The sequence below is a fragment of the Jeotgalibacillus campisalis genome, from assembly GCF_000829515.1.
Taxonomy (GTDB): domain Bacteria; phylum Bacillota; class Bacilli; order Bacillales; family Jeotgalibacillaceae; genus Jeotgalibacillus; species Jeotgalibacillus campisalis.
On record NZ_JXRR01000010.1, the window covers coordinates 75,806 to 91,325 of the forward strand.

Here is a 15,520-nt window from a genome sequence, read left to right on the forward strand (position 1 = left end):
AGTGGAGAAATATGTTATCCGACCACAGAAAAATGTCAGCGAAACCGGCAGCCTGCAAAGTAATAACCATAAGTGATTCCCGAACAGAAGAAACGGACAAAAGCGGAAGAACAATAATGGAGTTATTAGAACAAAATGCACACAAGATTAAAGGGTATGAAATCGTGCCAGATGAAAAAATGCTAATTCAAAGGGCAGTTCAAAGCGGGATTCAGGATCCAAAAGTGGATGCAATTTTGTTGAGTGGAGGAACTGGTTTCTCTAAAAGAGATGTAACCATTGAGGCTGTTCAACCGTTATTGGAAAAAGAGGTAATAGGATTTGGAGAACTTTTTCGGTATTTAAGCTACACCGAAGATATAGGTTCGGCTGCGATTTTGTCACGGGCAATAGCCGGAACCATAAAGGAAACGGTCATCTTTGCCATGCCGGGCTCAACTGGTGCAGTGAAGCTCGCCATGAATAAAATAATTCTAAATGAATTAGGACATATTGTGACGGAGATCCAGAAATAAAAGCAGATTAAACCATCTTTTTTGTAGGATTGTGACATAATTTTGACAAGAAAACGTTTCAATTTATTCCTTTAGGGTAGCAAAGTAAAAAGACTGTTTATTATTACAATTAAACGATGAGGGAGAGATGATCGTGCCAGATCAAAAAAAGGTCATGATTAATGGAAAGAATGTTCGGGTCGGAGAATCTCAAACCGTACTCCAGGCGTTAACAGATCACTCCATTGAGGTGCCGCAGGTTTGCTATCATCCAAGTCTGGGTCCTATTGAAACATGCGATACCTGTATTGTGCAGGTGAACGGGGAGTTTGTCCGATCCTGTTCTACATCATTAAACGAAGGAGATGTAGTGGATACTGAACATAAGGATGTAAAAGAAGCTCAAGTGATCGGAATGGACCGCATCTTGAAAAATCATGAACTATACTGCACGGTTTGTGACTATAACAATGGAAGCTGCGAAATACATAATACAGTGAAAGATATGAAGATTAATCACCAAAGCATGCCATTTGAAGAAAAACCATTTGAAGTAGATGATTCCAATCCGTTTTACCGCTATGATCCAGATCAATGCATTCTGTGCGGACGCTGCGTGGAAGCCTGCCAGGATGTTCAGGTGACAGAAACGCTGACGATTGACTGGAATTTAAAAAAGCCCCGCGTAATTTGGGACAAGGACTCCAAAATAAATGAATCCTCCTGTGTTTCCTGCGGACACTGCTCTACCGTTTGTCCATGTAATGCCATGATGGAAAAGGGAATGGAAGGGGAAGCCGGATTTCTGACAGGCATCGCCAAAAAAACTCTCCGCCCAATGATCGAAATCACAAAAAATGTAGAAACAGGATACGGCTCCATTCTTGCCATTTCAGATATGGAATCTGCGATGCGGGATGAACGAATTAAAAAAACGAAAACCGTTTGTACGTATTGCGGCGTAGGCTGCAGCTTTGATGTATGGACAAAGGACCGGAAAATTTTAAAGGTAGAACCACAGGCAGAAGCACCGGCAAATGGAATTTCTACTTGTATCAAAGGGAAATTCGGCTGGGATTTTGTTAACAGTGAAGAGCGCATAACCAAGCCTTTAATTCGGGAAGGAGATGCATTCCGTGAAGCTGAATGGGAAGAAGCACTTCAGCTGATCACCTCTAAATTCTCTCAGGCAAAAGAAGAGCATGGCCCCGACTCTATGGCCTTTATCTCTTCCTCTAAATGTACAAATGAAGAATCATATGTGATGCAGAAGCTTGCCCGTTCGGTTATTGGAACAAATAACATCGATAACTGCTCGCGGTACTGCCAAACACCTGCCACTATGGGACTGTTCAGAACTGTCGGCCACGGTGGAGACTCAGGATCCATCACAGATATTGAACAAGCTGAACTTGTGCTGATCGTAGGCTCTAATACTGCTGAATCTCACCCGGTCCTGGCAACTCGTGTAAAGCGATCACATAAATTAAAAGGCCAAAAATTATTTGTCGCAGATCTCAGAAAGCATGAGATGGCGGAGCGTGCAGATCTCTTTATCCAGCCGAAGTCCGGTACAGATATCGTTTGGCTTTCTGCAGTGACAAAATATATTGTCGATCAGGGCTGGGCAGATAAAACCTTCCTTGAAAACCGGGTTAACGGGCTTCAGGAGTATGTTGATAGCTTAGAGAAATACACTATGGATTATGCAGCAGATGTAACAGGCATAGAGAAAGAAACTCTAATCTTTATGGCTGAACAAATCGTAGAAGTAAAAACGGTTTCTGTTTTATGGGCCATGGGCGTCACGCAGCATCTTGGCGGAAGTGATACTAGTACGGCAATATCCAATCTTCTGCTCATTACAGGAAACTATGGAAAACCTGGTGCCGGAAGCTATCCTCTTCGCGGACATAACAATGTGCAGGGAGCAAGCGATTTTGGCAGCATGCCTGACCGTTTCCCTGGCTATGAGAAAGTCACAGATGATGCTGTTCGTGCTAAATATGAAGAAAAATGGGGAGGACCTTTACCGTCCGAACCAGGATTAAATAACCACGAGATGATTGCCGCAGTCCACTCGGGTGATTTAAAAATGATGTATTTAAAAGGGGAAGACATGGGCATGGTGGATTCAAACTTAAACTATGTTCATGAGGCCTTTGAAAAGCTTGATTTCTTTGTTGTCCAGGATATTTTCTTATCCAAAACAGCCGAATTTGCAGATGTTGTGCTGCCGGCCAGTCCAAGCTTTGAAAAAGAAGGAACCTTTACCAATACTGAAAGAAGGATTCAGCGGCTGTATCAGGTGATGAATCCATTAGGAGACTCAAAACCGGACTGGAAAATCATTCAGGAAATTGCAAACCGTCTGGGAGGAGATTGGACCTTTAATCACCCAAGCGAAATTATGGCAGAGGCAGCTTCTCTATCTCCGCTTTACGCAGGAGTAACCTATGATCGTCTTGAAGGCTACAAGAGTCTTCAATGGCCTGTAGCTGCTGATGGCACAGACTCGCCGCTCTTGTTCACAGAGGATTTCCCATTTCCGGATGGCAAAGCACGATTATTCCCTGTTGAATGGACCAAGCCGCTTGATTTCGATAAGGAATACGATATTCATGTAAACAATGGGCGTTTACTTGAGCATTTCCATGAAGGAAATATGACATACAAATCAAAAGGTATTACATCTAAAACGCCGAAAACATTTCTGGAGGTTTCACCTGAGCTGGCAAAAGAAAGAGGGCTTGAGGACGGCACGCTCGTTCGACTCACTTCCCCGTATGGCCATGTGAAAGTAGAGTGTCTGGTTACAGATCGCGTAAAAGGAAAAGAAGTCTACCTGCCTATGAATGATTCAGGAGAAGCAGCGATCAACTTCTTAACCAGCAGTCATGCCGATAAAGACACAGATACTCCGGCATATAAGGAAATCAGTGCAAAGCTTGAGATTCTCAGACCAAAAGGGGAAAGTCCTCTGCCGAGAATCAACCACCGTAACGGAAACCCTCAGCCGCAAATTGGCGTTCAGGTGGAAGAAAAATGGAAGCGTAAGGATTATATCTTCCCTGGTGATCTGGTGAAGATTAAGAAGGAGTCGAGTTACCGTGGCTAAAGCAACGAAAGTCATTCATCGTCTTCAGTTAAGTGAAGAAGAACTCCGGAAAAGTGAACTGGAATCAATTGAAAGCATGCTTCTCGCGAATAAAGAGGCCATTCAGGAAACATTTAAAATCCTGAATCACCTCCAGGACCGGGGAATTTTGGAAATGGGAACCGCGCTCCTATCCCAGGGAGACAAAGTAATGGATATTTTGGTTAAAACAGCCGATTCTCCTGAAACAACCAATACGCTGAAAAATCTTCTGCTGATGCTTGGGACATTAGGAACATTGAATGTTCAGCAGCTTGAGCCATTGATTTTAAAAGTAAATACCGGTATCGCACGCATTTCAGAGCTATCTGAGGAAGATGAGAAGGGCGGTTACTTCACCCTTCTCCGGTCATTAACTGATCCGGACGTAAAAAGAGCGATGGCTGTGGGCATCACCTTTTTAAAAGGGATTGGTGAAAAGCAGGATGACCTGGAGCGCACAACCAAAACGCCTGAAGATCAGCAGCATGAGCAAAATGATCAGGATGAATCGGACGGAGTTCAAAGAACAGTTGGCAGCGAACCGACGAGTATCCCATCAGAAGGGACCCATGACAGCAAGGAGAAGCATGCAGCTAAAAGGCCCGGTGGAAAAAGCTGGCTGCTCGCAGCTGCAGGAGTATCCCTGCTTTCGATCCCTCTCACACTAGCTATCAAGAAAAAAGAACGGGCAACTAAATAGAACCGCAGAACCGCTTAAGTCTCGAAAAACCGTACTTGAGTGGTCTGCATGTTTTTAACTATTTTCATCTAAAAAGAAACTAAAAGAAGAAGGATCCTCGATCTGAAAGGAGCACAATTATGGCGAAAACAAAAAATCGTTGGCTTATTGCAGCAGCGGCAGTAGGCATACACATCTCAATTGGTTCCGTTTATTCTTGGAGCGTATTTTCAAATCCTCTTACAGAAAAGCATGGATGGTCATCAAGTGAAGTGGCACTCACATTTAGTATAGCAATCTTATTTTTAGGATTATCTGCTGCATTCATGGGTCATTTTGTGGAGAAGCATGGTCCTAAAAAATCAGGGATTGTTGCTTCCGTCTTGTTCGGAATTGGGATGATTGGAGCAGGTTTTGCAGACAGTATAGGGAACCTATACCTTCTCTATTTCTTTTACGGAGCACTTGGCGGCATGGGGCTTGGAATAGGGTACATTACACCTGTTTCATCATTAGTTAAATGGTTCCCTGACCGAAGAGGCCTTGCAACGGGTCTTGCCATTATGGGCTTCGGTTTTGCTTCACTGATTGCAAGTCCAATTATTGAGGCACTCATCAATGCAATCGGCATTTCAAATACGTTCTTTCTTTTAGGTGCGATTTATTTTGTGCTAATGATCCTTTCTTCGCTGTACTTGGCGGCGCCACCAAAGGACTTCCTTCCTAAAGGAATGACAAAAGAAGAACTGAATGAAAAAACAACAGACAAAAAGACTGGAGATCTGTCTCAGCTGACAGCCAATGAAGCCATAAAAACAGTTCGCTTCTGGGCGTTATGGATCATGCTGTTTATTAATATTACTTGCGGCATCGCCATTATCTCAGTAGCATCGCCTATGGCACAGGATATAGCAGGAATGACAGCTGGAGCAGCGGCTCTTATGGTTGGTATTATGGGTCTGTTTAATGGATTTGGCCGTATAGGCTGGGCATCTGTCTCAGATTATATTGGTCGGCCGAATGTTTATACAGCATTTTTCGCCATTCAAACTGTAGCCTTTTTTATCCTGCCGAACATAACCAATGCTATTATCTTTCAAATTTTAATTTTCGTCATCTTATCTTGTTATGGCGGCGGATTTGCCTCTATTCCTGCATATATTGGAGATTTGTTTGGGACAAAGCAGCTTGGTGCTATTCATGGCTATATTCTCACTGCCTGGGCGGCTGCAGGACTTGTTGGTCCAAGTGTGGTGACACGGATTGAGGAAGCTACAAACAGCTATCAGCTTACCATGTATATCTTCGCCGGCGCATTTGTTGTGGCGCTTGCAGTCTCGCTATTAATTCGTTTGAATATCAAGAAAATACGTGAAACTAATAATAAAACAGCCACGGCAAGTTAAACTGATAAGTGGCTGGGACATAACTGGAAAAAGGCTAAAAAATAGGCAACATATATCAGTAGTATGAGGTGAACGGAGCGGAAGGTGGCGACTCCAGCAGGATACGGCGTTTGCTTGAGACCCCGCAAGGCATAGCCTGAGGAGGGCTCAAGCGGCGTCCCTGCGGAAAGCGTCCACCTGAAGCGAAGTGAACCGGTCAAAGAGCTTGAGACACTTTTGTCCCAAGCTCTTTTAAGTCTAGTAACGTAAAGGAGAATGGATATGATTGAACCTGTTACGCTCAACAGGACGGTTCTTAAAATAAAAAATGGGACAGGAGAATGGGTCACAGATGAGGTGGCGGCTGAACAGGCTGTAACGATTAAAATGAACGGGGAAGAATTCGTCACTATGGTTTGCACACCTGAATACATCGAGGATATGGTAATTGGATATCTTGCATCAGAAGGAATTATCCGTTCTTACCAAGATATCAAGAGCATTCGACTGGATGAAACAAATGGATTTGTGCACGTGGAAAGTGAGAGAATTAATCCTTTGTATGAGGGTCTTCAGAATAAAAGGTATCTTACCTCTTGCTGCGGCGGAAGCAGACAGGGATTTGTATTTGCGAGTGATGCTATGGCTGCTAAGAAAATGACTGAACGGCATGTGAAAATGACGCCCGCTGATTGCTCAAGACTAATGGATGAAATGCAGGGCAGTGCCGCCACATTCAAACAGACGGGCGGCGTTCACAATGCAGCTCTTTGTGATGCGAACGGTATTGTACTGAGCAGGATGGACATCGGAAGACACAATGCACTCGATAAAATTTACGGCTATTGTCTTAAAAACAATATTTCCGTAAAAGAAAAAGTCATCGTGTTTAGCGGCAGACTTTCTTCAGAAATTTTATTAAAGGTAGCAAAAATAGGATGTGAAATGGTTTTATCAAAATCAGCACCCACGCAAAGAGCACTCGAACTAGCAGAAGAGCTTCATATTACAGCAGTTGGATTTATTCGGGGCCAATCAATGAATGTATATACTCACCATGAACGCATTTCTCTTGATTAGATGTATTCGATTCGAGAGGACGTTCTTTGTTATGTACTAAATTAAAAAAAGAGCAACATGAAAATGCTGCTCTTTTTCTCGTTTATTTTTCCGCCGCTTTTAATGTGTCTCTGTAAGTTTAATTTCATCATGGTCAATAGACTGCACATTATCAGCAAAAATTAATCTAGTCCTGAACCGATAGGAGGCATCATCCGAGCATTTTGCCATGGACGCAGGGAGGGTATAAGAGAAAGGGATCTTTGTCCAATCCTTATCGTCAATCACTTTAGACATATAAATGGTGGTTGCGACTTCTACCATTTTTTCTGTATTCGTTTCTTTATCAAGCAACATCAAATCGCACTCCAGCCGCGATACTTTCTTTTTGCTTTTAGGTCCTTTTAAAAGGAATTCCCCCGATATTTTATCCCCGGGAAGCAGAGAGTGATGATTCAGCATTAAATCTACTTTCCCTTTATCTCTGTAAATCCATTTTTTTAGTGTGTTAATCATGGAAGCAGCTCCTTCCTTTCTTTAATGAAACTTACTTCATTTAGCAGCTCTAATGATAGATACGGGTCAGAAAGTAAAAAGTTTCATGCGGTGATTAAGCAAGATCTCCCCCTGGGGTTTCTTTCAATGAACTTCCGGTCTTTAACTTGCGGAACTTTACATAAAATACATACGTCATACTAAAAGACAAGATTCCGAACACAATGACCATAAGCTGAAGACCAATCATATCAAGCAGAAATCCTGTCAGCAGCAAGACTACCTGAAAGATCAGGCGGTCAAGCATATTTCTGAAAGAAAAGAATCGCCCGTGAAATTCCTTAGGCACGCGCGTTTGAAAGATCGTGGCTGCAGTAGGGAAAAAACAACCTACAGAAAAACCGAATACGATAAATGCGAGAATCGTCATAAATGGAATATCCGCAAAATAGAGAAGGAATTGGGAGATTCCTATAATAAACGAAAAAGTAAATAAAATTGAGTATGGAGAAAATCTATCGCCAAGCTTCTTAATATAAAAGGCCCCAACCATAAAGGATAGCCCTTCTGCTGTATAAATCCATCCTTTAATTGAAGCACTGTCCTGAATCTCGCTGATGTTAATAACCATTAAATTAAATCCGCCAATGAAAAGCAGCGGGATCAGGGTAAGCACCAAGGTCATTAGCACAATGGGAAGCCCTTTAATAATAGGAAAGACATCTTTAAATCCAGTGTTTAGTTTTTTGGCTTCATCTGGCAAAGACTTGGTTTGTTTTTCGTCAATTTCCAAAAGCCAGGTGACCCCGAAGAGTAAGGCATAAGCAGTCAGAGATAAGACATAGATCATGGAAAGAGACATCATGGTAAGGAAAATCCCTGCAATGGCTGTTCCTAAAACGCGCGATAGTGTAGAGACATTCATATGGATGCCATTCAGCTGAAGAAGCTGCCGCTCTTTTACAACAAGAGGGATCGCTGCCTGAAGAGCTGGGAAATAAAAAGCGGCTGACATTTGAATAAAGACCAGAAAGACGATCATCCACCAAACCGAACCCGTTTCAATGGCAATCAGCATAAAAACAACACTGATCGATCTTACGAACCCCGAGGCTAGCATAACGGTTTTCTTCTTCATCTGATCGGTTATTCTCCCGGCAAGAGGACCAATGGCAATACCTGCAAGAAGTCCTATTGCAAGGATAACCGCTTTTAAAAAGTCGGAAGGAATTTTCTCCTGCATAAACTCCAAGTTGCCGATAATTCCAAGCCATAGCCCCACACCGGCAATGAATTCACCGGTTAACAGGATCCAAACATTTCGATTACGTATCATTTCGTTAACCCTCTCATTCTTTTACTATCAATTAGTATGATTCAAACAACGATTATTGTCCATGAATTCTGACATTTACTATAAAACTTCAAGAAAAGAAATTATAAAATTAAAAAGTTTAAATTCTCCATATCTTGAATTTCATGATAAAATCTAATTAACAAGTAAACTTCTATAAATAGTAGCATACCCAGCTTTTAAAGGAGAGACCACATGGACAAGGATAAGTCATTATACGCTTATTTAGAAGAGCATTCAAAAATAATTTCAAATGAATGGTATGAAACGATACAAGAGGAAGATCCGCAAGCGGTGTATGCTTCCAGGAATCCAAATGTAATAGAAGGCCTGAAAAAACAAAATCTTGAATTCAACTATCTGGTGAACCGGATCTTTAATGATGAACAAGAATATTACTATACAGAAATTAAAAAGTGGGCAAAATCTATTGCTGAAGACATAGAGCATCAAAAGACCCCGATTCATAAAATTATCAGGGAATTTATGAGAGTCCGGAATTTATATCTCTCTTATATTAGAACATATGCCAGAAATAGCAATGATCAGGTTTCGCCGGAACGGATGGAAGAATGGCGGGATCGGATGACAAAAGCAGTGGATCATGCTCTTACTTTATTTGTTGAGGAAGCATTTATATTATCAGAGCGGCAAATTAAGTCTCAAAAAAACATGATTAATGAATTAAGCTCTCCTGTAATTGTTCTGCATAAAGGGGCAGCTCTTCTTCCTTTAATTGGTGATATTGACTCCGAAAGAGCTAGAATTATCATGGACAGCACGCTTTTTCAATGTATGGAAAAACAAGTGTCACACCTATTCCTGGATTTATCAGGTGTGTTAATCATCGATACGATGGTGGCCCAGCAGCTTTCTCATTTAATGACGGGACTGAAATTGATTGGCGTTGAAACAACGATTTCAGGTATACGACCTGAGATTGCACAAACCTCTGTTCAACTGGGAATTAAATTTGAAGAAGGCACGATTAAATCTACGCTTGCCCATGCAATATCAGACACGATATCAACTTTATAAAGTCACGCTCTTTAATGGAAGAATGGTCCATTAAAGAGCTGGATGTTAATGTGATATACTTTTGAAATCAAGCAGCAGGAGGAATTTCCATGGATGCCAATAAAAGAATCGGATTATATATAGTAGAGGAAAGCTATCAATTAGCTGAGAAAATGAATGAAGATCTAGATAAAGATTTTATCCATATGAGTGTAAGTGAAGAAGAAGTAATTGAATTGAATCAATGGCGGGCAGAATTTATCAAGTATCTTGGGGAAGCAGTTCAGGCTGACTCCTCTGAAGCGGTATGGTCTAAGGCTGAGGAATGGGCAAGGCTTTCGGGAGAAGCGGCTGTTTCCCGTGGCGTTCAACTCGATGATGCGATGACGACGTTAACGTCATGGCGAACGGTGATTTGGGTCGCAATCAAAGAAAAACTGGGAGATATCGAATTATCACCTGTGCAGATTATTGATATAAGTCTTATTATGAATCCAATTATTGATTATGCAGGTCAGGTCTTTAGTTTGGCCTATGTAAAAAACTATCAGGAAAGCATTAAAAAGTCTCAAAGTTCGGTGCTTGAGTACTCAGTTCCTGTGGTAGGTTTGTCTAATGATGTAGCAATTTTGCCGCTTATTGGCGAACTGGATGATGAACGAGCAAAAATTTTAAAAGAAGTTGCGCTTCATAAATGTCTTGAACTTCGTAATTCTACTTTGATCCTTGATTTATCAGGCGTGCCGATGGTTGATACCATGGTTGCCAATGAACTATCACAGGTCATTGATTCATTAAAATTAATTGGCGTGAAAACGGTTCTAACCGGACTGCGGCCGGAAATTGCACAGGCTGTAGTGGAGATTGGCATTAAATTTGAAGGAATGACCATTATGAAAAACCTTAAAAATGCAATTGAGGAACTTCAAAATAAACACACCTTCTAATCTGGCTCTTGCCGTCCTTACAACAGGGGCGACAAGAGTTTTTTAAAAGATTTGAAGGGCTCTATTTTCTATTTTAGGTAAAAAATAACAACGGGTTCTTTAGTCTATTCAGAATAATCGTTATACTTACTATATCTTCTTACCAAATAGGCGGAGAAAGGGTAAAAGACTAGAAGTTAAAACGTTTAACTACAAACGATAAATAACCAAGATATAAATGAAAAAGAAGCGCAGGGAGGACAATCAGATGTCAGAAAATCCGTATAACAAAGACGAATTTGCATCGTTTGATCAATATTTTGAGGAAGAAATGAAAAAGGTAAATGAACAGCTGGATCAGGAAGTGCTGATCGCCATGATAGGAGATGTTAATGCAGGGAAGTCATCTGCAATTAATCAATTAATAGGCGATAACGTAGCAGAGACAGGTGCGAAGCCGGGTGAAACAAAAGGTGTCAAACGGTATCAATATCGTGACCGGATTTTCTTTGTCGATACCCCGGGTCTCGATGACATTGTACGTGAGCATTCTGATGTCACGGTGAAATTCTATAAGGAAGCAGATATTGTTCTGTTTTTTCTAAATGCTGCGGGTACCGTTCTGTCAGAAGGAGAAAGAAAGTCATTGGCAGAAATAGAAAAGATTAATGCAAACATTCTGATCGTGCTGAATAAGATTGATGCTGCTGAACAAATCCCTGAGATCGTAGGCTACATTAAAAAGCATACGAACAGAAAACACCCTGTCATTCCGGTCTCTTCAAAAACAGGAGAAAACATAGATGACCTGCGTAACAAAATGCTGGACTTGCTGAAAAAGAAAAAAAAAGACATCCTGTTCGCAAAAAGTATAAAAGTAAAATCTTCAACCGCCAATAAATGGATTTTAGGAGCGAGTGGATCAGCTGCTGCGATTGGTGCTACACCAATACCAGGTGCTGATATTGTTCCGATTACCGCTATTCAGGTAGGAATGATGGTCAAGCTTGCAACGCTGTATGAAAAACCGCTTTCGAAGGAACGTGCAAGGGAACTGGCGATCGCGACAGTAGCCGGCAATATAGGGAAAAGTGTATTCAGACAAATTGTTAAAGCCTTCCCTGGGGTTGGCTCAGCAGCTGCGGCAAGCGTCGCCGGCACAATGACCTTTTCACTGGGTCATGCAATGAAATATGCATATGAAAATAATATCGACCTGGATGCTGCAGCCTTGAAATCAATTTATGAAATGTTTATCAAGAAAAATGAAAGCAAAGTATAAACACTCGTCATCTGCCAGTCCTGCTTAAGAAGTGAGGCTAAAAGAAACTGCTTAGACTATATTGTGAAGATTATTATAGAGAATGTTCTCGTGAATGAAAATTCACGGGGACATTCTTTATTTTGTGACAATTTCTATGTAATAAATTGTAGCATTAAAAAGCTGAAAGCATGATGAAGTGGTGGTGTGACATTAAACTAGATGGAACGTTATGAAGACGGCTTACAAACTGCCGAATGGAAAGCATTAGGCTAAAAATAGAAAAAACGGTTCTATTGTTAGGTCTTAACTTAGTAATCTAAGTAACAAAAATTGTAGGTTTAAAATACTATTTAATTAAAATATACTATTTTCCTATTTTATTGTTATAATTAACCTTATAAAAGATACGATTATTTATTGGAGGGAACAGTCATTTTTTCATCATTGGAATATTATCATTTCAATTTACTGTACATATTTTTAACGATACTGTTCTCTGTGGGGAGCTGTATCGCAGGAGTTGAGATTAGCAGAAGGGTTAAAGAAGGAAATGGAAACAAGCAGAAAACGCTAATTCTGGGTTCGCTTTTCCTGGGACTTACTTTTGGGCTAACGTATTTTTTTGTCGCAGCATCAGTAGATCTTCCCTTTACCGTGGCAAATTTCCCGCTGTATATGGTGTCCTATTATGTCCTTGTATCTGCAGCTTCCTATATGGCTTTATCGATGGCGCAATTTAACGTTAGCAAAAAAATTCATTATATTGCCGTAAGTATCGTTATTACCCTGTCGATCGTGATTGCTGATTCAGTAGGATTTTATATTCTGTTTAATGAACTAATTAAGGTGACTCCTATCTTTCTTGTGGTCACGATTCTTTTAACGTTAGGGACATCCCTTTCCCTTTTCAGATTCTTAATTCAAATTACCAATGAACAATTTTCTGAAGTAGCATACAAATGGAAGTTTTTTGGCTGCTGTGCAGCAGGCATGGGGCTTGCAGGAATTCCTTATATCGTTTTAGTAAGTTTGGTTGATTTTCAAAGTTTTAATGAAGCTGCAGCCGAACCTTATCTGTTCTTATCTCCATTTATTTTTGTGATTGGAGCAAACCTTCTGCTAATGCTGGTTCCAGATATATATGGAGATCAGATTTTGCTTCGCAGCACAACTTCCGTTCAATCGTTATTTAATCATAATCCTCTTGCAGTGTTTTCAATTGATTTATCAGGGAAGATTATTGATGTTAACGAACAGGCGGAAGCGTTAACAGGTTATTCTAAAAATGAACTGCTGACAATGACGATACGGGACTTTTTTACCGGTTCTAAAAAAGAAAGGATTAGGCCAAATGTTAGTTCGATTGTTAACGGCGTTACAACAAATATTGAAACACAGATTCATAAAAAAAGCGGAGAAAAAGTGTTTGTAAGAATTACGGCGACCCGCACAATTATGACTGGAAAATTAATTGGGGTATACGGGATTGTTGAAGATATAACGGAAAGTAAAAACTCTAAAAAAACAATTGAATATTTGGCTTATCATGATGAACTCACCGGACTTCCAAATCGAAGAATGGTTAAGCAAATAATGAAAAAACAATGCCGTCAAAATTCAGCATACGATATCCTGATTATTGATTTTGATCGATTTAAAAGAATTAATGACAGTTTTGGCCATTCGTTCGGTGACCAATTACTGGTTGAAGTGGGAGAAAAACTAGAGCATATAAGTAAGGGGAAGATCACTTTACTAGCGAGGCTGAGTGGAGATGAGTTTTTAATATTGACTGAAAAAAGAAACGGTAAAGAGCTTTCTAAAATTATTGTGGAGTATTTTAAAAATCCAATGTCGATCAACGGAATTGATCTTGTTTTAAGCGCAAGTATAGGGATTGCCTCTTATCCTGAACATTCGACAAATATGGATGAATTGCATCTTTACGCGGATTTGGCCATGTGTGAGTCAAAAACAAAAGGCGGAAATTGCTGGACAAAGTATCAGACTGAATTTTCCACTGTCTCGGAAAGTAAACTCAGCCTGGAACATGATTTGAGAAAAGCGATTGAAAACCAGGATTTAGTTGTTTATTATCAGCCCAAATACAATCTCAATAATTCAGTCATCACAGGAGCTGAAGCGTTGCTGCGCTGGAATCATCCTGATCACGGTTTTATTTCACCTGGAGTGTTTATTCCCATTGCAGAAGAAACAAAGCTAATTGTTCCTCTTGAACGGGACGTCATTCTTAAGGTATGTAAACAGCTTGCTCAATGGAAGAAACAAAAAATAGAGCTGGATCGTGTATCGATTAATCTTTCAATCGAAAGCATTTTTCAAGAGGATTTTATTGATTATATTCTTAAAATCTTAAAGAAATATGATATAAAAGGTTCTGCCCTTGAATTTGAAATCACTGAAAGAATCGTTATGAGAAATGAAGAGTACGTGAACAGTACGCTGCAGAAAATGAGAAACCTGGGGATAGAAATCAGCATTGATGACTTTGGCACAGGCTACAGTTCCCTTAGCTATCTGCACAAACTTCATGTGGATGTATTAAAAATTGATCAATCGTTTATCAGCAATATTGCGATGAATAAAGCAATCATTTCTGCTGTGCTTTCAATGGCGAAAAGTCTTGATCTGAAGGTGATTGCTGAAGGAGTCGAAACAAAAGAACAGCTCGAGATGCTGCAGCTTCTCGGATGTGAAGTGGCACAGGGATTTTATTTTTCCAGACCTGTCCCAACCGATCAATTTGAAGAATTAATGCAGCCGGGTCTTGCTGTATCATAACCTCCTGCTAGAAGCAGTTTTGTCGCGGATGCAATAAAGTCCACTTTAGATAGGTGATCTGATGAAGATAAAAGGAAGAATTGCTACGATTCTATTAACTGTAGTGATCCAAACTGTTTATGTACTCTATTACTATATTACAACTGGTGCTGTAGATCCGATTGGGTGGGCGGGGTATCCGATCCTTGGTGCTATAGCATATCTTACTGGCCTGCAGCATGATAAGGCGGTATATTATGCCGAAAAAGATCCGTTAACGAATTTGTATAATCGTCGAGCGATGCTAAAAAAGATCGAGAAAAAAAGAAAAAATAGTTCCGCCTATTATTTTGTTATGATGATTGACTGCGACGATTTCAAACATATAAATGACAGCCTCGGTCATTCGGCTGGTGATCGCGCCCTGGTGTTAGCAGCGAATAAAATTATTCAGTCACTAAAGACAAGGGATTTGGCAGGAAGATGGGGTGGCGATGAATTCATGATTTTTGGAGAAGCTGACGGAATGGAAGAGTGCCGAATAAAAGCGGACGAGTATGACCGAAAACTCTCCATACGGTCGAGCAGCGAAGGGCTTCCTGTATTTTCTATTGGAGCAGCCATAGGCAATCCTGGGGATTCATTTGAAAAAACGGTTATTTGTGCAGATCGTATTATGTATGAAAAGAAAAAGAAACGAAGAAAATAATTTGAACAGGAGCCTGTGGTTTTGGAAGGACTAAACGGAAGCGGTAAATACTTCTGAATATTCACTTGACTTCCCATCAGCTTCTGGAATATCATAAATGTAACGACTAAACGAAAGGGTGAAGCGGGTCGATGTGGAACTAATCCTATTTTTAGATAAACATTCGGATAAAAAGTGCGTTAGGTTAACGGGAGCAGTCTGTTCTTCCAAACTGACAA

At 40.5% G+C, this 15,520-nt stretch carries 11 protein-coding genes and 1 pseudogene; 10 read left to right on the forward strand and 2 right to left on the reverse strand.

The features are described from left to right. The first annotated feature begins 11 nt into the window (after nucleotides 1–11). The 5 genes and pseudogenes from KR50_RS05530 to fdhD all read left to right on the forward strand — a co-directional run bounded on the left by KR50_RS05530 (nucleotide 12) and on the right by fdhD (nucleotide 6,777). Nucleotides 12–515: a MogA/MoaB family molybdenum cofactor biosynthesis protein gene (locus tag KR50_RS05530; RefSeq protein ID WP_041055954.1), complete on the forward strand. Its 504-nt coding sequence runs from the start codon at nucleotides 12–14 to the stop codon at nucleotides 513–515. 154 nt (nucleotides 516–669) lie between these two features. Next, nucleotides 670–3,612: a formate dehydrogenase subunit alpha gene (gene fdhF, locus KR50_RS05535; protein WP_408606144.1), complete on the forward strand. Its 2,943-nt coding sequence runs from the start codon at nucleotides 670–672 to the stop codon at nucleotides 3,610–3,612. Then, nucleotides 3,605–4,147, forward strand: a pseudogene (locus KR50_RS05540) (DUF1641 domain-containing protein); the annotation flags it as partial. The gene fdhF and the pseudogene KR50_RS05540, both read left to right, overlap by 8 nt. Before the next feature lie 305 nt (nucleotides 4,148–4,452). Beyond that, the gene (locus KR50_RS05545; protein ID WP_041055960.1) at nucleotides 4,453–5,718 is read left to right on the forward strand and encodes an L-lactate MFS transporter; all 1,266 of its coding nucleotides are present in this window, start codon (nucleotides 4,453–4,455) and stop codon (nucleotides 5,716–5,718) included. A gap of 261 nt (nucleotides 5,719–5,979) precedes the next feature. Next, nucleotides 5,980–6,777 carry a formate dehydrogenase accessory sulfurtransferase FdhD gene (gene fdhD / locus KR50_RS05550; RefSeq protein ID WP_408606143.1) on the forward strand — a complete coding sequence of 266 codons (798 nt, stop codon included), beginning with the start codon at nucleotides 5,980–5,982 and terminating at the stop codon, nucleotides 6,775–6,777. Between the two features lie 99 nt (nucleotides 6,778–6,876). Here the strand turns inward: fdhD and KR50_RS05555 are convergent, their stop codons facing one another. Continuing rightward, nucleotides 6,877–7,272: a sporulation protein gene (locus KR50_RS05555; protein WP_041055962.1), complete on the reverse strand. Its 396-nt coding sequence runs from the start codon at nucleotides 7,270–7,272 to the stop codon at nucleotides 6,877–6,879. 94 nt (nucleotides 7,273–7,366) lie between these two features. Continuing rightward, nucleotides 7,367–8,587, reverse strand: a complete 1,221-nt coding sequence (locus tag KR50_RS05560) for an MFS transporter (RefSeq protein ID WP_041055964.1) — start codon at nucleotides 8,585–8,587, stop codon at nucleotides 7,367–7,369. A 213-nt stretch (nucleotides 8,588–8,800) separates the two neighbouring features. Between KR50_RS05560 and KR50_RS05565 the strand changes: the two genes are divergently transcribed. The 5 genes from KR50_RS05565 (at nucleotide 8,801) to KR50_RS05585 (ending at nucleotide 15,302) form a co-directional block, all read left to right on the forward strand. Beyond that, nucleotides 8,801–9,643 (forward strand): STAS domain-containing protein, encoded by an 843-nt coding sequence (locus KR50_RS05565; RefSeq protein WP_041055965.1) that lies wholly within the window; start codon nucleotides 8,801–8,803, stop codon nucleotides 9,641–9,643. Nucleotides 9,644–9,732: 89 nt separating this feature from the next. Continuing rightward, on the forward strand, nucleotides 9,733–10,569 hold the full coding sequence (locus tag KR50_RS05570) for an STAS domain-containing protein (RefSeq protein ID WP_041055967.1): 837 nt from the start codon (nucleotides 9,733–9,735) through the stop codon (nucleotides 10,567–10,569). Between the two features lie 247 nt (nucleotides 10,570–10,816). Next, entirely contained in the window at nucleotides 10,817–11,830 is a 1,014-nt protein-coding gene (locus KR50_RS05575) for a GTPase (protein WP_041055970.1), read from the forward strand. Between the two features lie 480 nt (nucleotides 11,831–12,310). Continuing rightward, nucleotides 12,311–14,614 carry a sensor domain-containing protein gene (locus KR50_RS05580; protein ID WP_156969472.1) on the forward strand — a complete coding sequence of 768 codons (2,304 nt, stop codon included), beginning with the start codon at nucleotides 12,311–12,313 and terminating at the stop codon, nucleotides 14,612–14,614. A 61-nt stretch (nucleotides 14,615–14,675) separates the two neighbouring features. Continuing rightward, nucleotides 14,676–15,302: a GGDEF domain-containing protein gene (locus tag KR50_RS05585; RefSeq protein ID WP_052476816.1), complete on the forward strand. Its 627-nt coding sequence runs from the start codon at nucleotides 14,676–14,678 to the stop codon at nucleotides 15,300–15,302. Nucleotides 15,303–15,520 lie beyond the last annotated feature (218 nt).